Genomic DNA, 18,481 nt, shown 5'->3' with positions numbered 1-18,481 from the left:
CACGCGCGCTGCTGCATGCGCAGCAATTTCCGCGCTTGGCGCGCCGATTGGCGTGGGAAACAGCTGGCATGCGATTTGCGCCAGGTGCTCCGGCTGCAGCCGCTCCCTTCTTTCCTGCCCCCCCGACACGACCGGCCCCGGTGGCCCAAGCGCCTCGCCGCCCGGCCCTTGCATGACGACACCCACGCTCTCCCTCCCCTCCGCCTCCACCCCGGTCTCTCCCGTGACGGAGTTGCCCGATGATTTCACCGCCCTCGGCCGCATCGACGTGCATGCCATGCCGCGCGTGCTCGCCCGCCTCGTGCGGCTGGCCTGGCGCTACCCCTGGCGCTGCGCGGCCGCAGTGCTGTGCGCGGTGGGCGCCACGCTGTTCAACCTGCTCACGCCGAAGCTGCTGGGCGACGCGGTCGACCAGGCACATCGGCTGGTGGGCAACGGTTCATCGGCCTCGTCCGACGCGGCCGGCACCGCGCTCTGGTGGATCGCCGGGTTCATCGTGGCGGCCTGCGCCGCGCGCGGCACGCTGACCGGCCTGCAAGGCTACCTGGGCGAGAACATCGCACAGCGCGTGGGCTACGACCTGCGGCTGGCCTTCTACGAGAAGCTGCAGCGCCTCGACTTCTCCTTCCACGACCGCCGGCATTCGGGCGACCTGATCGCGCGCGGCATGCTCGACCTTGAAGGCGTGCGCGGCTTTCTCGAATCGGGCCTGCTGCGCACCCTGTCGCTGGCCTTGCTGGTTGTCGCCGGCACCTGGCGGCTGATGCACGTCGACCTGCTGCTCGGCGCGCTGGCGCTGAGTTTCGTGCCCTTCGTGGTCTGGCGCGCCGGCCGCATGGGGGTGCTGCTTCGCCTGTCGTGGGAGCGGCTGCAGCAGCTGATGTCCGAACTGACCCGCGGCATGGAGGAGAACCTGCAGGGCGCGCGCGTGGTGCGCGCCTTCGCCTCGCGCGCGTTCGAGCTCGCCAAGTTCGACCGCGTCTCCGAAGCCGCGCTGCGCCTGTCGAACCGCCGCATCACGCTGCGCATGGGCTCGGTCAGCACCATGAACTTTTCCTTCTACCTCGCGATGGGGCTGGTGCTCTGGTTCGGCGGCCGGCGCATCGCGGCCGGGCAACTCACGGTCGGCCAGCTGACCGAGTGCCTGACCTTCATGACGCTGCTGCAGCAGCCGGTGCGGCAGATCGGCATGATCGTCAACGCCAGCGCGCGCGCGGCCTCCTCCGGCTCGCGCTTCTTCGAGGTGCTCGACACCACGCCCGCGATCCACGACCGCCCGGGCGCGAAGCCGCTGGTGCTGACGCAGGGCGTGCTGCGCTTCGAGAACGTGAGCTTCACCTATCCCCGCGCGCCGGGCCATGCCGGCACGGCGCGCGCGGCGGTGCTGCACGACATCGGTTTCGAGCTGCGACCCGGCCGCACGCTGGGCATCGTCGGCGCGCCGGGCAGCGGCAAGTCGACGCTGGCCCAGCTCATCGCGCGCTTCTACGACGTGAGCGCCGGGCGCATCACCATCGACGGACAGGACGTACGCGAGCTCACGCTCGACTCGCTGCGCGAGGCTGTGAGCCTGGTGCAGCAGGAGACCTTCCTGTTCGACACCTCGGTCCACCACAACGCAGCCTACGCCGAGCCCGCGGCCGACGCGGGCCGTGTGGTGGCCGCCACCACCGTGGCCCAACTGCACGACCACGTGGCCCAGCTGCCCGAGGGCTACGGCACGCGTGTCGGCGAACGCGGCGTGGCGCTGTCGGGCGGCCAGCGCCAGCGGCTGTCGATCGCGCGCGGCCTGACGGCCGACCCGGCGATCATCGTGCTCGACGACGCGACCTCGGCCGTCGATGCGGCCACCGAGCAGCACCTGCGCACGACCCTTCATGCAGCCGTACGCCACAAGTCGACCGTGGTCATCGCGCACCGGCTCAGCTCACTGATGCATGCCGACGAGATCCTCGTGCTCGACCAGGGCCGCATCGCCGAACGCGGCACGCACGACACGCTGCTGGCGGCCGACGGCCACTACGCCGCGCTGTGGAAGCTGCAGAACCGGGGCGAGCGGACACCGGCTCCGGCGCCACAGGAAGGCGCACTGGCATGAGCATCGCCACATCCACCCCTTCGGCCAGGTCCGGCACCGCCGAGCAGGGCGAGGAGATCTTCAGCCGCTTCGACACCCGCGTGGTCGAGCGCCTGTGGGGCTTCATCCGCCCTTACCGCCGCGTGCTGTGGGGCGCCGTCGCCTCGGTCTTCTTCTACACGCTGGTCCAGGTCTCGATCCCGATCGCGGTGCGCTATGCCGTCGACAGCGCGACCGAGGGCACCACCTCTCATCTGGTGCAGGCGCTCTCGTGGTTCGCCGTGCTGGTGGTGCTGAACGCGGGCCTGAACTTCCTGCAGGAATGGGTGGCGGCCCGGCTGGCGCAGCGCGTGATCTTCGACCTGCGACGCGCGATGTTCGCGCACCTGCAGGACGTGTCGCTGACCACGCTCGACCAGACCCAGGTCGGCCGCCTCATGGCGCGGCTGGCCGGCGACGTGAATGCGCTGCAGGAGTTCATGGAGAACTCGGTCTCGGCGCTGGGCGACATCTGCCTGCTGATCGGCATCGTCGCGGTACTGCTCTGGATGGATCTGCAGCTGGGTGCCCTCACGCTGGCGGTGCTGCCGGCCCTGGTGCTGGTGCGCATGGCCTGGATTCCCTGGGCCCGCGAGAAGTTCAAGCGCGCGCGCGAGGCGTCGTCGAGCGTCAACGCCGCGCTGGCCGAGAACATCAACGGCATCCGCACCGTGCAGGAGACACGCCGCCAGGCGACCAACCTGCAGCGCTACGAAGTGCGTGCCAACGAGAACCTGCATGCGCAGATCGGCTCCTCGCACGCGTCGCAGATCATGGTGCCGGCGGTCGACGTCCTCACTGGCCTGGCCACGGCCGTGGTGGTGGTGTTCGGCGGCCGCGCCGTGCTCGGCGGCTCGCTCGGCGTGGGCGTGATGGTGGCCTACATCTTCTACGTGCAGCGCTTCTTCGACCCGATCCGCACGCTGTCGATGCAGTACACCGTGATGCAGCGCGCCATGGCCGCGGGCCAGCGCATCTTCGAGGTACTGGACGTGCCGATCACGGTCCAGGAGAAGCCTGGCGCCATCGCGCTGCCGGCCGACTTCGCGCCCGAGATCGTGCTGGAGCAAGTCGACTTTGGCTACCGCCCGGGACAGACCGTCCTGCACGGCATCGACCTGCGCATCCCCGCCTACCAGACCGTGGCCCTGGTGGGCGCCACCGGCTCGGGCAAGACCAGCATCGTCTCGCTGATCCACCGCTTCTACGACGTGAGCGCCGGCGCGGTGCGCGTGGGTGGCCACGACGTGCGCGACCTGCAGCAGGACACGCTGGGCCAGCAGATCGGCATGGTGCTGCAAGAGCCTTTCCTGTTCACCGGCAGCATCCTCGACAACATCCGCTACGGCCTGCCCGGTGCCACACGCGACGACGTGGTCGAGGCAGCACGCGCGGTGCGGGCCGACGCCTTCATCACGCTGCTGCCCGAGGGCTACGACACGCAGCTGGGCCAGCGCGGGCGCAACCTGTCGATCGGCCAGCGACAGCTGCTGAGCTTCGCGCGCGCGCTGCTGGCCGACCCGAAGATCCTGATCCTCGACGAGGCCACGGCCAACATCGACAGCTTCACCGAAGGCGAGATTCAACGCGCGCTGCGGTTGCTGCGCAAAGGCCGCACCACGATCCTCATTGCGCACCGGCTGGCCACCGTGCGCGACGCTGACGTGATCGTGGTGCTGCACCAAGGCCGCATCGTCGAGCAGGGCCGGCACGAGACACTGCTCGCGCAGGGTGGCGCCTACGCGCGGCTGCATGCGAGCAGCCATGCGTCCTTCGACGAGCTGGTGCCCGACACCGCGGCGAGCGCACCATGACCCGCCCCTTCCAGGGACGCGCAATGTGGTGGTCGCACCCACCCATCACGCGGATGCCATCGCCGTGCTGGCGGCGTCCGCGATCGACGCCATGCCACCCGGTCCCTTTGCCGTGGCGGGCTTCTCGCTCGGCGGCTATGTGGCGCTCGAAGTCTGCCGGCAGGCCCACCGCCGGATCGCCGGCATCGCGCTGCTGGACACGGGCGCGCGCGCCGATTCGAAGGCGGCGAGGCAGAACCGGCAAGGCATGGTGGCCGCGCTCGGTTCGGGCAGCGCCAGCTTCGCCCAGGTCGCAGCCGACTTCGCGTCGCGGGTCGTGCATGCCTCTCACGCGCAGGACCGTCGCCTGCTCGAACGGCTCGCCGACATGGCGCGAAGCGTCGGGCGTGAAGGGTTCGCGCGCCAGCAGACGGCGGCGATGAACCGGCCGGACAGCCGCGACGTGCTGCGCACGCTGCGCTGCCCCGCGCTGGTCCTGTGCGGGCGCGAGGATCAGGTCCCGCCACCAGCGCTCAGCGAGGAAATGGCTGCGCTGCTCGCGGGCGATGCGGCGCTGGTGATCGTTCCGGACTGCGGGCACATGTCGACGCTGGAACAGCCTGCCGCGGTGGCCGAGGCGGTCGGACACTGGCTGCAACGCGTGGACGCGCAAGCGGCCTGCGCCACGGGCGCCGCGCCCTGAACGTCGCAGCAGGCGCAGTGCCGGTTGCCGGGCGCATTGGCCTGCGCGAAGGCACAATCCGCCCACGAACGGCGCTTCGTGGCGCAAAGCCGATGGCGCACGCGCACACCACGGGAATCCCATGACCGCCAAGCCCAACCTCATCCCCGTCGATCTCAACGACCTCCGCCCCACGCAGATCACGGTAGGCGGTGCGGAAGTCGCCACCAAGCGGGCGCAGTGGACGCAGCTCAAGCGCAAGGAGCGCGAACGCACGCTGGAGGCGCACTGGTTCCCGGCCGTGCGCGGGCCCGGCGGGCGCCACTACATCGTCGACCACCACCACCTCGGCCGCGCGCTCCACGAGGAGTCGGTCCGGCGCGTCTGGGTGATGCAGCTCGACGACCTGTCCGAGGTCGAGGGCGAACAGTTCTGGCGCCTGATGGAGTTCCACCGCTGGGCGCACCCCTTCGACGAGAAAGGCCGGCGGCGCGCGTTCTCGGCCATTCCGCAGAGCGTGAGCAAGCTGCGCGACGACCCCTACCGCAGCCTCGCGGGCTTCGTGCGCAAGGCCGGCGGCTATGCCAAGGACGCGGCGCCTTACGCCGAGTTTCTCTGGGCCGACCACTTCCGCCCGCTCGTGCCACTGAAAAAGCTCCAGCCCTCGGCCACCGAGGTCTTGCCGCAGGCCGCGATAGACAAGGCCGTGGCGCTGGCCCGCCTGCCCGCGGCACGCTGCCTGCCGGGGTGGAGCGGGGTCAGCGGCAGCCCTGCGCCGGTCGCAGCCACCGTGTGAGCTCCGCTCCCGCCGCGCGTCCCGGCATCGCCGACCTGGTGGCCGGCGTCTCGATCGCCGGCCTGCTGCTGCCCGAGGCCGTGGCCTATTCGGGCATTGCAGGCATGCCGCCGCAGGCCGGCGTGATTGCGCTGTTCGCGGGGCTGCTGGTCTACGGCCTGTTCGGCAGCAGCCGCTTCGCGATCGTGTCGGCCACCTCCTCGTCGGCGGCCGTGCTGTTCGCCGCGACCGCGGCGATGCCGGGCGTGGACGCCGCCACCCGGCTCGCCATGGGCACGGGCATCGTGCTGCTGGCCGGCGTGTTCTTCGTGATCGCGGGGCTGGCCAAGCTCGGTGCCGTGTCCAGCCTGATCGCCAAGCCCGTGCTGCGCGGCTTTGCGCTCGGCCTGGCGCTGACCATCGTGGTCAAGCAGTTGCCCAAGGTTCTGGCGGTGCAGCCGGCGCACAGCGACTTTTTCCGGCTCGCCTTCGATCTGGCCGCGGCCTGGCGCCACTGGAATCTCGCCGGCGCGGCGATGGCCATCGCGGCCCTGCTGCTCATGCGCCTGTTCTCGCGCTGGCGCGCAGTGCCGGCCGCCCTGCTGGTGATCGCGGCAGGCATCGCCCTCGATGCAAGCGGCATCAGCCGCGCCTGGGGCGTCATGGCGGTGGGCCCGATGGCGCTCGACTTCTCGCACCCCGGCCTGCCTTCACTCGACCGCGCGCAATGGCTGAGCCTGGTCGAACTGGCCTTCGCGATGGCCCTGATCCTCTATGCCGAGTCGTACGGTTCGATCCGCACCTTCGCCATGCGCCGTGGCGACAACGTGGCGCCCAACCGCGACCTGCTGGCGCTCGGCGGCGCCAACCTGCTGTCGGCGCTGTTCCAGGGCATGCCGGTGGGCGCGGGCTACTCGGCCACCTCGGCCAACGAATCGGCCGGCGCGCAGAGCCGCGCCGCCGGCCTCGTCGCGGGACTGGTGGTGGGTGTGGCGGTGCTCACGCTGCTGCCGTGGATCGCACACACGCCCGAGCCGCTGCTCGCCGCGATCGTGATCAACGCCGTGGGCCACACGCTGAACCCCGCCGCGCTGCGCCCCTACTTCCAGTGGCGGCGCGACCGGCTCGTGGCGCTGGTGGCCGTGGCCGCCGTGGTGCTGCTGGGCGTGCTCGACGGCCTGCTCGCCGCCATCGGCGTGAGCCTGCTGCTCTTGCTGCGCGGCTTCTCGCGCACCAACGTGAGCTGGCTCGGCCGGCTCCGCCAAAGCCACGACTATGTGGACGTCGCGCGCCACCCCGAGGCGACCGTGCCGCCCGGCGTGCTGATCGCGCGGCCCGAAGTGCCGCTGTTCTTCGGCAACGCCGACGCGGTGTTCGCAGCCATCCGCGCGCGCATCGACGGCGCGCCGGCCTTGCATCGCATGGTGCTGAGCCTGGAGGAATCGCCCGACCTCGACGCCACCAGCATCGAGGCGCTGTGCGAATTCGCCGCCTACATGCGCGTGCGCGGCGTGCCGCTCGCGCTGGCGCGTGTCAAGGACGAGGTGCGCGATGTGCTCTCCAAGGTCGCCTCGCCGGACCTGCCGGCCGCGGCCTATGCGGCCTGGAGCGTGGACGATGCGGTGAATCCGCCCGCGTAGCGACCGGAGGGCCTCACTGGGCCAGCAAGGTCCCGAAGTTCATCCAGTGCGCCGTCGACAACCAGCCCGCGTCTACCGGCAGGCTCACGCCGGTGATGGCGCTCGCCTCGTCGGACAGCAGGAAGCTCACCGCCGCAGCGATTTCCTCGGTGCCGACGAGCCGGCCCAGCGCGGTGTGGGCCTCGATCGCGCCGGCGTCGCGCTTTCCGCTCTCGAGCTTCTCCTTGAAGATCGGCGTCAGCGTGAACCCCGGCGCCACGGCGTTCACCCGCACGCCCTTGGCGCCCAGCTCGCCCGCGGCCAGCCGCGTAAGCGCGCCCAGGGCCACCTTGCTCGGCGCGTAGGCGTGCAGCGGAAGCGGCTGCAGTTCGTTGATCGAGGTGATGTTGACGATGGCGCCTCCGCCGTTGGCCACCATGCGGGGCGCGAAGGCCTGCAGGCACTGCTCGGCGCCGAAATAGTTCACGTCCCAGATGCGGCGCTGCGCTTCCAAATCCATTGCCAGCAGCGGCCCGACGTCCTGCAGGATGCCCGCGACGTTCACGAGGCCTGCCACGGCCACGCCACGCGCATCGGCCTGCCGGCCGGCCTCGTCGATCTGCGCGCGGCTGCTCACATCCATGGCGAGCGTCCACAGGCCTGCGTGGCCTTGTTCGAGCGTTTCCAGCGCGGTCATCGCCGCTGCGTCGCGGTCGGTCGCCAGCACCGCCCAGCCGTCGCGCAGCAGCCGCTGCACCACCGCGAGCCCGATGCCGCCCCCCGCCCCCGTCACGACCACACAGGCACCGCCGGCCTTGCGTCGCGACTGGCCGGCGCCGCTGGCGGATGACCCATCCGTGCTGTCCGAATCATTCATGTCAATCCAAATTAAACTGTACGAAGCGTATAGTTTTTCATCCGAAAGACGGTCCGTCAAGTCCCGTTTGATGCGCGAGCGCTCCGGCGGCGGGCCGGCGCGGCGGGTTCGGACGGCACCATGAGCCCGTGCATCGCAAGGTCCACGTGCTGACGCACGAAGGCAGCCGTGAGCGGCTGGTGGCCGACCAGCAGGCGGTAGTACAGCGGCGCGTACAGCAGGTCGAGCACGGTATCGGGGTCGGCGCGGCGGATCAGTCCATTGGCGATAGCGCTCTTCACGATGGCAACGCCCTGCTTGCGCCGAGCATAGATGTAGCCCTCCCGAAAGGCCTGCGCGATCTCGGGGTCCGACTGCCCCTCGGCGATCAGCGCCTTGATCATCGTGCCCACCGCGCCATGGAACTCGAGGGCCATGGTGTGCAGGCGCTCTATCACGCTTTCGATGCGCACCTCTTCCGGGTACGGCAAGGCCCTGGCGCCCTCGCGCAGGAAGGCCGACATGATCACCGCCGCCCGGTTGGGCCACCACTTGTAGATCGTCGCCTTGCTCACGCCGGCCTTGGCCGCGATGGCCTCGACCGTGGTGGCCTGCAGCCCGGATGCCAGCAGCAACTCGTACGCCGCGTCCAATATCGCCGTCTCCGCGGACGCACTCCGCTTGCGCCCGCGGCCTGGCGCTTCAGGCTTCACGCCAGGGTTTGCACTAGTGGACATTCGATGTCTCTCCATCTCAAATTCAATACTGAACGCAACGTCTATTAATTAGGATCCACTTCGACGCAACGAAGGGGTTCCGTGATCCTACCCATGGCGCAACAAGACACCTCCTATTCCTCCTTCGAACTTCCCGTGAAACGCATCGCGCAGGCCTCGCCCGCAAGCGACGCCGAACTGGCCGTGCGGCGTGACCTCGCCGCCGCCTACCGCCTCTGCGCGCAGTTCGGCTGGGACGACCTCATCTACACGCACATCTCCGCGCGCGTTCCGGGTCCCGAGCATCATTTCCTGGTGAATCCGCTGGGCCTCGCCTTCGATGAGATCACGGCGTCCAGCCTGGTGAAGATCGACCTCGACGGCCACGTCATCGGGGACACGCCGCATGCGCCCAATGCCGCCGGCTTCGTGATCCACGGGGGAATCCACAAAGCGCGCGAGGACGCAGGCTGCGTGATCCACCTGCACACCGAATCGGGCATGGCGCTCTCGACGCTCGAAGACGGCCTGCTGCCGCTGACGCAGCACGCCATGCGCTTCCACGGCCGCATCGGCTATCACGACTACGAGGGCATCGCGCTGACCACCGGCGAGCGCGAGCGGCTGGTGGCAGACCTGGGCCCCCACGCGGCCCTCATCCTGCGCAACCACGGCACGCTCACGGTCGGCCCGACGGTGGGCCATGCCTTCGTCGAGATGTTCTATCTGGAGAAGGCCGCGCGCTGCCAGCTCATGGCGCAGGCCTGCGGGCAGCGCCTGCGCGTGCCGTCGGACGCGCTCGCCCAACTCACCGCCACGCAATGGACCACCGACCTGCGCAAGGACACGTCGCGCGAATGGCCTTCGCTGCTGCGCCGCCTGGGCCGCACCGAACTGTCCTATCGCGACTGACAACACAAAACCTACCCGAACCATCCACCGGAGACACCCGTGAGCCCCATCCCCGACATCGAAAAGAGCACGATACGCACGCTGTACTGGCGCATCATGCCCTTCCTGATCCTCTGCTACATCGTCGCGTTCCTCGACCGCGTCAACGTCGGCTTCGCCGCCCTGCACATGAACGCCGACCTGGGCTTCACGGCCACGGTGTACGGCTTCGGCGCGGGCATCTTCTCCATCGGCTACTTCCTCTTCGAAGTGCCCAGCAACCTGATCCTGAACAAGGTCGGTGCGCGCATCTGGATCGCGCGCATCATGGTCACCTGGGGCCTGATCTCGGCCGGCTTCGCCTTCATCCAGGGGCAGAACTCGTTCTACGCGATGCGCTTCCTGCTCGGCGTCGCCGAGGCGGGCTTCTTCCCCGGCATCATCCTGTACCTCACGAAGTGGTTTCCGGCCCGCGTGCTGGGCAGCGCGGTGGCGGTGTTCCTGCTGGGCCTGCCGATCGCGGTGCTGATCGGCGCCCCGGTGTCGACCGCTATCCTGGCCACCACCCATGAGCTGGGCGGGCTGAGGAACTGGCAATGGATGTTCATCCTCGAAGGCGGACTGGCCGTGGTGGTCGGCGTGATCGCCTTCTTCGTGCTCACCAGCGATCCGTCGACGGCGCGCTTCCTTTCGCCCGAGCAACGCCGGTGGCTGGTCGACAAGCTCGCCTCGGAGCGCAGGGCCAAGGAAGGCCTGCGCGTGTACAGCGTGCGCGAAGGACTGTTCAACGGCAAGGTGCTGATCCTCTCCCTCGCGATCTTCTGCAACATCACGGCGCTGTTCGGCGTCACGCTCTGGATGCCGCAGATCATCAAGGCCTTCGGCGGCTTGTCGAACACCGAGGCGGGCCTGCTGACCGGTGTGCCCTACCTGTGCGCGGGCGTGGCCATGGTGCTCAATGCCCGCCACTCGGACCGTACGGGGGAACGCCGCTTCCACGTGCTAATCGCGGCCTGCATCGGCGCCGTCGGGCTGCTGATGGCGGCGCTGGCGGGCTCGCCGGTGGTGGCGATGGTCGGCATCTGCATCGGCGCCGCGGGCATCCTCTCGTCCAACATCCTGTTCTGGCCCCTGCCTTCGCTGTTCCTGACCGGCGCGGCCGCCGCGGCGGGCATCGCGATGGTCAATTCGGTGGGCAACCTCGGCGGCTTCGTGGGCCCCTATCTCACCGGCTGGGCGAAGGACTATTTCGGCACCTATTCGGCGGGCATGTGCGTGCTGGCCGCCATGGTCACGCTGTATGGCCTCATCATCTGCAGATTCCTCACGGTGATGGCACGCCGCGCCACGGCCTCGGACCCGGCGGTGCAGGAGATCATCGGCGGCGTCCAACCCCAACAGGCCTGAGGGCAGAGGTTTCATGCATCTGAGTCGCTTGTTCCAACGCAGCGTGCGCATGCACGCCGCCCGCCCGGCCCTGGCCAGCGGGAATGCCCCCGCCATCACCTACGCGGAGCTCGACGTGCGGGTTCGCGCCCTCGCCCGCTGGTTCAGCGAAGACCTGGGCCTCGCGCCGGGTGATCGCGTGGTCATCGCCCTGAAGAACTGCACCGCCTATGCCGAGGCCATGCTCGCGATCTGGCATGCCCGCCTGTGCGCCGTGCCGATCAACAGCAAGCTGCACAGCGCAGAGGTCGCCTACATCCTGCAGGACGCCGACGCCGCGCTGTGCATTGCGCACGGTGCGCTGCACGACGAACTCGCCGCCAGTCCCGCCGCCACGCAGTTGGTGAACGTCGACGGCGACGCGTGGGCGTCGGCGGTGGCGCGCCACGCGCCGGCGGCCACCGCGCCCGACACCCGGGGCGCCGACGACGAACTCGCCTGGCTGTTCTACACCAGCGGCACCACCGGCAAGCCCAAGGGCGTGATGCTCACGCACGCCAACCTGGTCGCCATGGCGCTGAACTTCCACGCCGACATGCTGGCCATCGACCACAGCGACACGCTGATCCACGTCGCGCCGATGTCGCATGGCGGCGGGCTCTACGGCATTCCGTACTGGATCCAGGGGGGTTGCCAACGCGTCCCCGCCAGCGGCGGTTTCGACGAAGCGGAGCTTTTCTCGCTGCTGGGCCACGAAGGCCGGGCCAGCTTCTTCGCGTCGCCGACCATCATCACGCGCATGGTGCAACACGCCGCGTCGTCGGGGAGCGATGCAGCGCTGCCCGGCCTGCGCTGCATCTTCGCGGGCGGCGCGCCCTTCTATGTCGAGGACATCAAGGCCGCGGTGCGGTGCTTCGGCCCGCGCATCGCGCAGATGTATGGCCAGGGCGAAACGCCGATGACCATCGCCGCCCTGCGCGCCGAGACCATCGCGCATGCCGTCGAAGAGGCCGACGACGAACTGCTGGGCTCCGTCGGCTTTGCCCAGACCACGGTCGACATCGACATCCTCGACCCGCAGGGCCTGCCCCTGTCGAACGGCCAGGCCGGCGAGGTGGCCGTGCGCAGCCCCACCGTCATGCGCGGCTACTGGCGCAACGAAAGCGCCACTGCCGCGACGCTGGTCGACGGCCGCCTGCTGACCGGCGACGTAGGCCTTGTCGATGCGCGCGGGCTGCTGCACCTGAAGGACCGCTCGAAGGACGTGATCATCAGCGGCGGCAGCAACATCTATCCGCGCGAGGTGGAAGAGACGCTGCTGCTTCACGCGCATGTGCAGGAGGTGTCGGTGATCGGTGCGAGGGATGCCGAATGGGGCGAGTCGATCACCGCAGTGGTGGTCGCTTCGCAGCCCGTGACGCCTGCCGAACTGGATGCCCTCTGCCTGCAGTACATCGCGCGCTTCAAGCGGCCCAAGCGCTATGTCTTTGTCGATGCGCTGCCCAAGAACGCCACGGGGAAGGTGTTGAAAAACGAACTCAGGCGCGCGTATTCGCCCTGAGCGATGGCACCTGCCGGCGCGCTGTTTGACGGGCCTGCATAAATCCTAATATAGTTAGCTCTTAACCTAACAACATTAGCTTCATGCGGGAAGACCCATGGCCAAGGCTGGACTGAGCGTGGAACGGCTGGCCGAAGGCGGCGCCGCGCTGGCCGACGAGATCGGCTTCGAACAGCTGACCGGCGCGGCCCTGGCGCGCCGGTTCGACGTGCGGCTAGCGAGCCTCTACTCCCATGTGAAGAGCCTCGACGCCCTCAAGAGCCAGATCGCGCTGTTGGCCCTGCAACAGTTGGCCGACGCCACCACCCAGGCCATGGCCGGTCGCGCCGGCAAGGAGGCGCTGTGGGCTCTGGCCGATGCGCACCGCGACTACGCGTGCCGCCACCCCGGCCGCTTTGCCGCCGCCCGCCACCCGCTGCCCCCCGAGCTGGCCGCCGCCAGCGCCGGCCCCCGCCTGGCACAGCTGATGCGCGCTGTGCTCCACGGCTATGCGCTGCCCGAGACCGAGCAGGTGCATGCCATCCGCTTTCTCGGCAGCCTCCTGATGGGCTATGTCACGCTGGAGTTGGCCAGCGGATTCGCCCACAGCGCGCCCGATGCCCAGATCTCGTGGCGACGCAGCCTGGAGGCGCTGCATGTCGCGCTCGTGCACTGGCCGGCCGCACCCGATGCGCCCCCTGAAGCGAAGAAAGCCCCTCGATGAACACCCCTGTAGACGGCGTCCGGGTTCCGGCTCGCGACATCCCTTTCCCCCGCAGCATCAGCGCCGAGGCGCAGGCCGCGCTGCGGCGCCTGGTCGACGCCGAGGGCGTGCCGCTCAATGCCCTGCATGACGTGCCACCGCCGGGCGACCACGCGGGCTGGATGCGCCTCAAGGCCAGCGCCGATGCGCAATACGGTGCCGCCATGGCCCAGTTCGCCGGACAGTTGCGCGCCACGGTGGAAACCGTTCGGTTCGACAGCGCGACGGTGCACATCGCCACGCCGGCCGGCCCCCTGGCCGGGGATGGGGTCTACCTCGACCTGCATGGCGGCGGCCTGGTCTTCGGTGGCGGCGAGGTCTGCCGCATCGGGGCACGGATGCAGGCCGACCAGCTCGGCCTTTGCTGCTGGGGCGTCGACTACCGCATGCCGCCCGAGCATCCCTACCCGGCCGCGCTGGACGACGGCATGGCGGCCTACCGGCAGCTGCTGCAACACCATCCCGCGCAGCGCATCGTCATCGGCGGCAGGTCGGCCGGCGGCAATCTGGCGGCGGCCATGGTGCTGCGCGCACGCGACGAAGGCCTGCCGCTGCCGGCGGCACTGGTGCTGCTGTCACCCGAAGTGGACCTGACCGAGTCGGGCGACAGCTTCGAGCTGAATCAACTCGTCGACGTGCTGCTGCCACGCTCGCTGATGCTCCACAACCTGCTGTACGCCGCGGGTGCCGACCTGGCCCATCCCTACCTGTCGCCGCTGTTCGGCGATTTCTCCCGGGGCTTCGTGCCCACCTTCGTCCAGAGCGGCACGCGCGACCTATTCCTGTCGAACGCCGTTCGCCTGCACCGCGCGCTGCGCCGCGCCGAGGTGCCCTGCGAACTGCACATCTTCGAAGGCATGCCCCATGGCGGCTTCATGGGTGCGCCGGAAGACCGCGAGCTGCGCGCCGAGGTGGCGCGCTTCGTCCATGCCCATCTGGCGGCCGGCGCGGGACGCGCTCTCATCCCCGCAACAAAGGCAGCAGTTGCTGCCCCTGCCGCTCGATCTCCGTGAGGTAGGGCATGTCCGAGAGCACGAAGTGCGTGATGCCCAGCGCTTCGTACTTGCGCAGCGAGCGCGCCACGTCCTCGGCCGAACCGACCAGCCAGGTGGTGCCCGCCCCGCCGCCGCCGAACTTGCCCGGCGCGGTGTAGAGGTTGTCGTCGAGCACCTCGCCGCGTTCGTGCAGGTCGAGCAGCCGCTTCTGCCCCACCGCGGGCCCGCGGTGCGGGTCGCGGCGCGACACACCCTGGCCCTGGGCCATCACCGCCACCTTGGCCTCGGCGTCGGCCCAGGCCTGCTCGGTGGTGTCGCGCACCAAGGTCGTGACCCGCAGGCCGAATTCAAGCGGCGCATGCGCGCGGTCAAGGTCCTTGCTGAGCTGCGTGAGTCGCGCGATGCGTTCGGCCACGCCGTCGAGCGGCTCGCCCCAGAACAGCTGCACGTCGGCCTCGGCGGCGGCCACGCGCTCGGCGGCCTCCGACGCACCGCCGAAATAGATCTTCGGATGCAGCCGCGGGCCGCGCGCCGTGTCACGCGGCGTGATGCGTGGCACCACGGTCGACTCGGTGACCTGAAAGTGCTCGCCCGCGTAGTTCACGCTCTCCTCGGTCCAGAGCCGGCGCACCAGGTGGATGAACTCACGCGTGCGGCCGTAGCGGTGTGCCTGGTCGCCCTCGCTGTCGCCGTAGGCGCCGAGGTTGTCCTTGCCCGAGACGATGTTGATGCGAACGCGGCCACCGCTCAGATGGTCCAGCGTGGCCGCAGCCGCGGCGAAGTTCGCCGGCCGCCAGTAGCCGGGCCGGATCGCGATCAGCGGCTCGAAGGTGTCGGTGCGCGCGGCCAGCGCCGTGGCCACGGTGAAGGTGTCAGGACGGCCCCAGCCGGTGCCCAGCAGCGCGCCCTTCCAGCCGTTGCGCTCCAGCGCCTTCGCATGCGCGGTCAGCGTGTCGAGGCTGTTGTGGTTCTCGACGGCCGCGTCGCCGCGGTGGCCGGGATGGACCTGGTTGGGGACGTACCAGAGGAACTCGGAAGAGGAAGAAGAAGGCGTGCTGCTCATGCGGTAGACCTGGATGCTGTGCGAGGGATGCGGTGGCGTGTGGATGGCGCCGGTCCGTGCCTCAACATGGGCGCGCGGCGACCTGGACAGCCACCGTGACGCCCGCGTTGCGATGCACGCCCGGCCTCTCTCTACAGCAGCCTTCGTGCCATGCCCGAGAAGGCCTTTCCCCCCTGAAAGCAGGTGCTGCGCGCCGACGCGCAGCACCACTGCTGCGAGCGCAACACGCGCCGCGCGCAGCTTGGGCCGAGGGCAGCACGCCCCGCGCTCAGGCGTAGTCGGTCGACGGCTTCTCCCACAGGTTCACGCCGCCTTCCACCGCATGCCGGTCGATCTCGGCCAGCTCCTCGGCGCTGAAGCCCGGCTGGCGCAGGGCCGCCACGTTGTCGACGATCTGCTCGGGCCGGCTGGCACCGATCAGCGCCGAGCTCACGCGCGGGTCGCGCAGGGTCCAGGCCAATGCGAGCTGCGCCAGGCTCTGGCCGCGGCGCTGCGCGATCGCATCGAGTGCACGCGCGCGCGCCAGGTTGGCTTCGGACAGGTGCTCGGGCCGCAGCGAGGTGCCGCCGGGCCGGTTCACGCGCGCGTCGGCCGGGATGCCTTTCAGATAGCGGTCGGTCAGCAGGCCCTGCGCCAGCGGCGTGAAGGCGATCACGCCCGCGCCCAGATCCTCGGTCGCGGTCAGCAGGTCCTTCTCGATCCAGCGGTTGAACAGGTTGTAGGCCGGCTGATGGATCAGCAGCGGCACCTGGCGCGCGCGCAGCAGCGCCGCGATCTCGCGCGTCTTGCCGGCCGAATAAGAAGAGATGCCGATGTACAGCGCCTTGCCCTGGCGCACGGCCTGGGCCAGGGCATCGGCGGTTTCCTCCAGCGGCGTGTCGGGGTCGAAGCGGTGCGAATAGAAGATGTCGACGTAATCCAGGCCCAGGCGATGCAGGCTCTGGTCGAGGCTGGCGAGCACGTGCTTACGCGAACCGCCGCCCTTGCCGTAGGGGCCGGGCCACATGTCCCAGCCGGCCTTGGTCGAGATGATCAGCTCGTCGCGGTGGGCCGCGAAGTCCTCGCGCAGCAGCCGGCCGAAGTTGCGTTCGGCGCTGCCGTAGGGCGGGCCGTAGTTGTTGGCCAGGTCGAAGTGGTTGATGCCCAGGTCGAAGGCGGTGCGCAACAGCTGGCGCTGCTGTTCGATGGGCGTGCTGTCGCCGAAGTTGTGCCAGAGGCCGAGCGAGATCGCGGGCAGCACGAGGCCGCTGCGGCCGACCCTGCGGTACGGCAGGGCCTCGTAGCGTTGGGGAGATGGGAGGTAGGTCATGGAAGCAGAAGACGAAAAAGAGTCAGGCGAAATGGCAGGCCACCCATTGGACACCGGCCGGGCGCAGCACCGGCGCCTCGGCGCGGCAGCGCTCGGTGGCCTCCGGGCAGCGCGGATGGAAGCGGCAGCCCGCGGGCGGCTGCAGCGGATCGGGCAGGTCGCCCTGGAGCACCGTGCGGGTCCGCTGCGTGGCGCCCGGCCGCGCGCGCGGAATGGCCGACATCAGCGCGCGCGTGTAGGGATGCAGCGGCCGGTGCCAGACCGCCTCGCGCGGCCCCTGCTCGACCACCTGGCCCGCATACATCACGCCGATGCGGTCGGACATGTGGCGCACCACCGACAGGTCGTGCGAGATGAAGAGATAGGACACGCCAAACTCCTCGCGCAAGCCCAGCAGCAGGTTCAGCACCTGCGCGCGCACCGACACGTCGAGCGCAGACACGGCCTCGTCGCAGACGATCAGCTCAGGCCGCAGCATCAGCGCACGCGCGATGCCGATGCGCTGGCGCTGCCCGCCCGAGAACTCGTGCGGGTAGCGCGCCGCCATCTCGGGTCGCAGGCCCACCCGGGCCAACGCCCAGGCCACGTGCTCGCGCCGCTCGGCTGCGCTGCCGCGCTGCTGTACCACCAGCGGCTCTTCCAGCGCACGGCCCACGTTGACGCGCGGGTTGAGCGAGGCATACGGGTCCTGGAACACCATCTGCAGGCGGGCGCGCATCGATTGCAACGCCTTGCCCTCGCGCTTCGTGATGTCCTCCCCGTCGAACTCGATGCGGCCCGCCGACAGCGGCGTGAGGCGCATCGCGACACGGGCCACGGTCGACTTGCCGCAGCCGCTCTCGCCGACCAGGCCGAGCGTCTCGCCCCGGCCGACCTCGAGGTCGACGCCTTCGAGGGCGTGCACGGTGCCGGCTTGCGTGGCGTAGTGCTTGACGGCCTGGCGCAGCTTCAGCAGGGGTGTGCTCATGCCGCCGCCCTCAGCGCTTCGCGCGACGCCACCGGGTCCGCGAGCGGGAGGAAGCAGGCCACGCGATGCGCTTCCCCCTGCCCCACCGCATCGAGCGACGGCCGCGAAGCGGCGCAGGCCGTGCGCGCCTGCGTACAGCGCGGCGCGAAGGCGCAGCCCGCCGGCATGTCGAGCAGCGAGGGCACGGTGCCCGCGATCTCCGGCAGCCGGCTGCCGGGCACCAGCTCGCCCAACGCCATCGAGGCCAGCAGCCCCGCGGTGTAGGGGTGCGCGGGCGCATCGAAGAGCTGGGCCACCGTGCCCTGCTCCACCACGCGGCCGGCATACATGACGGCGGCGCGGTCGGCCACCTCGGCCACCACGCCCAGGTCGTGCGTGATCAGCAGCAGGCCCATGCCGCGCTCGGCCTGCAGTTCCTGCAGCAGCTCGAGGATCTGGGCCTGCGTGGTCACGTCGAGCGCGGTGGTGGGCTCGTCGGCGATCAGCAGCTCGGGCTCGCAGGCCAGCGCGATCGCGATCACCACGCGCTGGCGCATGCCGCCCGAGAGCTGGTGCGGAAAGTCGTCGGCGCGCCGGCGCGCCATCGGGATGCCCACGCGGTCGAGCAATTGCACCGCCTGCGACCAGGCCGTCTGGCGGTCGACCGGCCGATGCAGCCGGATCGCCTCGGCGATCTGGCTGCCGATGCTCAGCACCGGGTTGAGCGCCGACAGCGGCTCCTGGAAGATCATCGAGATGCGGTTGCCGCGCAGCGCGCGGATGCCGGCCTCGGGCAGGGTCACGAGGTCGGTGCCGTCGAACAGGATGCGGCCGCCGGCGATGCGCCCCTGGGTGCGCGGGATCAGCCGCAGGATCGAATAGGCGGTCACGGACTTGCCGCTGCCGCTCTCGCCCACCAGCGCCACGGTCTCGCCGCGGTCGACGCTGAGCGTCACGCCATCGACGGCCTTCACCACACCGGCGCGGGTGTCGAACCAGGTCTGCAGGTCTTGAATGTCGAGCAGGGCCAT

Annotated in this window: 16 protein-coding genes; 10 read left to right on the top strand and 6 right to left on the bottom strand. The window is 70.0% G+C overall.

The features are described 5' to 3' along the window. Positions 1-223: 223 nt before the first annotated feature. From K0H49_RS11125 to K0H49_RS11105, 5 genes are all read left to right on the top strand, one after another. A complete protein-coding gene (locus K0H49_RS11125; RefSeq protein WP_374122335.1) occupies positions 224-2,098 on the top strand; it encodes an ABC transporter ATP-binding protein in 1,875 nt (624 codons plus the stop codon). Continuing rightward, complete coding sequence (locus tag K0H49_RS11120; protein WP_219212030.1) at positions 2,095-3,930, top strand: ABC transporter ATP-binding protein; 1,836 nt, start codon at positions 2,095-2,097, stop codon at positions 3,928-3,930. The genes K0H49_RS11125 and K0H49_RS11120 overlap by 4 nt, the downstream gene beginning before the upstream one ends. A gap of 28 nt (positions 3,931-3,958) precedes the next feature. Beyond that, entirely contained in the window at positions 3,959-4,612 is a 654-nt protein-coding gene (locus K0H49_RS11115) for an alpha/beta fold hydrolase (protein ID WP_219212029.1), read from the top strand. A 121-nt stretch (positions 4,613-4,733) separates the two neighbouring features. Beyond that, complete coding sequence (locus K0H49_RS11110) at positions 4,734-5,387, top strand: ParB-like protein (RefSeq protein WP_219212028.1); 654 nt, start codon at positions 4,734-4,736, stop codon at positions 5,385-5,387. After that, positions 5,384-7,006, top strand: a complete 1,623-nt coding sequence (locus tag K0H49_RS11105) for a SulP family inorganic anion transporter (RefSeq protein WP_219212027.1) — start codon at positions 5,384-5,386, stop codon at positions 7,004-7,006. The genes K0H49_RS11110 and K0H49_RS11105 overlap by 4 nt, the downstream gene beginning before the upstream one ends. A gap of 13 nt (positions 7,007-7,019) precedes the next feature. Here K0H49_RS11105 and K0H49_RS11100 read toward each other — a convergent pair whose 3' ends face one another. Both K0H49_RS11100 and K0H49_RS11095 read right to left on the bottom strand, forming a co-directional pair. Further along, entirely contained in the window at positions 7,020-7,862 is an 843-nt protein-coding gene (locus K0H49_RS11100; RefSeq protein WP_219212026.1) for an SDR family NAD(P)-dependent oxidoreductase, read from the bottom strand. A 56-nt stretch (positions 7,863-7,918) separates the two neighbouring features. After that, on the bottom strand, positions 7,919-8,494 hold the full coding sequence (locus tag K0H49_RS11095; protein ID WP_219212024.1) for a TetR/AcrR family transcriptional regulator: 576 nt from the start codon (positions 8,492-8,494) through the stop codon (positions 7,919-7,921). A gap of 177 nt (positions 8,495-8,671) precedes the next feature. Between K0H49_RS11095 and K0H49_RS11090 the strand changes: the two genes are divergently transcribed. The 5 genes from K0H49_RS11090 to K0H49_RS11070 all read left to right on the top strand — a co-directional run bounded on the left by K0H49_RS11090 (position 8,672) and on the right by K0H49_RS11070 (position 14,150). Beyond that, positions 8,672-9,469 carry a class II aldolase/adducin family protein gene (locus tag K0H49_RS11090; protein WP_219212022.1) on the top strand — a complete coding sequence of 266 codons (798 nt, stop codon included), beginning with the start codon at positions 8,672-8,674 and terminating at the stop codon, positions 9,467-9,469. Positions 9,470-9,508: 39 nt separating this feature from the next. Then, entirely contained in the window at positions 9,509-10,855 is a 1,347-nt protein-coding gene (locus tag K0H49_RS11085) for an MFS transporter (RefSeq protein ID WP_374122334.1), read from the top strand. Between the two features lie 13 nt (positions 10,856-10,868). Further along, positions 10,869-12,395 (top strand): AMP-binding protein, encoded by a 1,527-nt coding sequence (locus K0H49_RS11080; protein WP_219212020.1) that lies wholly within the window; start codon positions 10,869-10,871, stop codon positions 12,393-12,395. Between the two features lie 97 nt (positions 12,396-12,492). Further along, on the top strand, positions 12,493-13,098 hold the full coding sequence (locus K0H49_RS11075) for a TetR/AcrR family transcriptional regulator (protein ID WP_219212018.1): 606 nt from the start codon (positions 12,493-12,495) through the stop codon (positions 13,096-13,098). Beyond that, positions 13,095-14,150 carry an alpha/beta hydrolase gene (locus K0H49_RS11070; RefSeq protein ID WP_219212016.1) on the top strand — a complete coding sequence of 352 codons (1,056 nt, stop codon included), beginning with the start codon at positions 13,095-13,097 and terminating at the stop codon, positions 14,148-14,150. The genes K0H49_RS11075 and K0H49_RS11070 overlap by 4 nt, the downstream gene beginning before the upstream one ends. On the opposite strand, the gene K0H49_RS11065 is transcribed toward K0H49_RS11070, so the two are convergent. The 4 genes from K0H49_RS11065 to K0H49_RS11050 form a co-directional block, all read right to left on the bottom strand. Next, positions 14,098-15,195, bottom strand: a complete 1,098-nt coding sequence (locus K0H49_RS11065) for an LLM class flavin-dependent oxidoreductase (RefSeq protein ID WP_219212014.1) — start codon at positions 15,193-15,195, stop codon at positions 14,098-14,100. The genes K0H49_RS11070 and K0H49_RS11065 overlap by 53 nt on opposite strands. A 268-nt stretch (positions 15,196-15,463) precedes the next feature. Beyond that, complete coding sequence (gene mgrA, locus K0H49_RS11060; RefSeq protein WP_219212012.1) at positions 15,464-16,504, bottom strand: L-glyceraldehyde 3-phosphate reductase; 1,041 nt, start codon at positions 16,502-16,504, stop codon at positions 15,464-15,466. A gap of 22 nt (positions 16,505-16,526) precedes the next feature. Further along, positions 16,527-17,471 (bottom strand): ABC transporter ATP-binding protein, encoded by a 945-nt coding sequence (locus K0H49_RS11055; RefSeq protein WP_219212010.1) that lies wholly within the window; start codon positions 17,469-17,471, stop codon positions 16,527-16,529. Continuing rightward, entirely contained in the window at positions 17,468-18,481 is a 1,014-nt protein-coding gene (locus tag K0H49_RS11050; RefSeq protein ID WP_219212008.1) for an ABC transporter ATP-binding protein, read from the bottom strand. Before K0H49_RS11050 ends, K0H49_RS11055 begins: the two co-directional genes overlap by 4 nt.

The sequence above is a fragment of the Variovorax boronicumulans genome, from assembly GCF_019352895.1.
In the GTDB taxonomy this organism is placed as follows: domain Bacteria; phylum Pseudomonadota; class Gammaproteobacteria; order Burkholderiales; family Burkholderiaceae_C; genus Variovorax; species Variovorax boronicumulans_A.
This window is presented reverse-complemented; position numbering and strand designations above follow the sequence as displayed.

Excerpts from the sequence above, each read along its gene's own strand:
- K0H49_RS11120 (WP_219212030.1), top strand. The coding sequence starts at position 2,095 with ATGAGCATCGCCACATCCACCCCTTCGGCCAGGTCCGGCACCGCCGAG.
- K0H49_RS11110 (WP_219212028.1), top strand. The coding sequence starts at position 4,734 with ATGACCGCCAAGCCCAACCTCATCCCCGTCGATCTCAACGACCTCCGC.
- K0H49_RS11100 (WP_219212026.1), bottom strand. The coding sequence starts at position 7,862 with ATGAATGATTCGGACAGCACGGATGGGTCATCCGCCAGCGGCGCCGGC.
- K0H49_RS11090 (WP_219212022.1), top strand. The coding sequence starts at position 8,672 with ATGGCGCAACAAGACACCTCCTATTCCTCCTTCGAACTTCCCGTGAAA.
- K0H49_RS11080 (WP_219212020.1), top strand. The coding sequence starts at position 10,869 with ATGCATCTGAGTCGCTTGTTCCAACGCAGCGTGCGCATGCACGCCGCC.
- K0H49_RS11075 (WP_219212018.1), top strand. The coding sequence starts at position 12,493 with ATGGCCAAGGCTGGACTGAGCGTGGAACGGCTGGCCGAAGGCGGCGCC.
- K0H49_RS11070 (WP_219212016.1), top strand. The coding sequence starts at position 13,095 with ATGAACACCCCTGTAGACGGCGTCCGGGTTCCGGCTCGCGACATCCCT.
- K0H49_RS11065 (WP_219212014.1), bottom strand. The coding sequence starts at position 15,195 with ATGAGCAGCACGCCTTCTTCTTCCTCTTCCGAGTTCCTCTGGTACGTC.
- mgrA (WP_219212012.1), bottom strand. The coding sequence starts at position 16,504 with ATGACCTACCTCCCATCTCCCCAACGCTACGAGGCCCTGCCGTACCGC.
- K0H49_RS11055 (WP_219212010.1), bottom strand. The coding sequence starts at position 17,471 with ATGAGCACACCCCTGCTGAAGCTGCGCCAGGCCGTCAAGCACTACGCC.
- K0H49_RS11050 (WP_219212008.1), bottom strand. The coding sequence starts at position 18,481 with ATGGCCCTGCTCGACATTCAAGACCTGCAGACCTGGTTCGACACCCGC.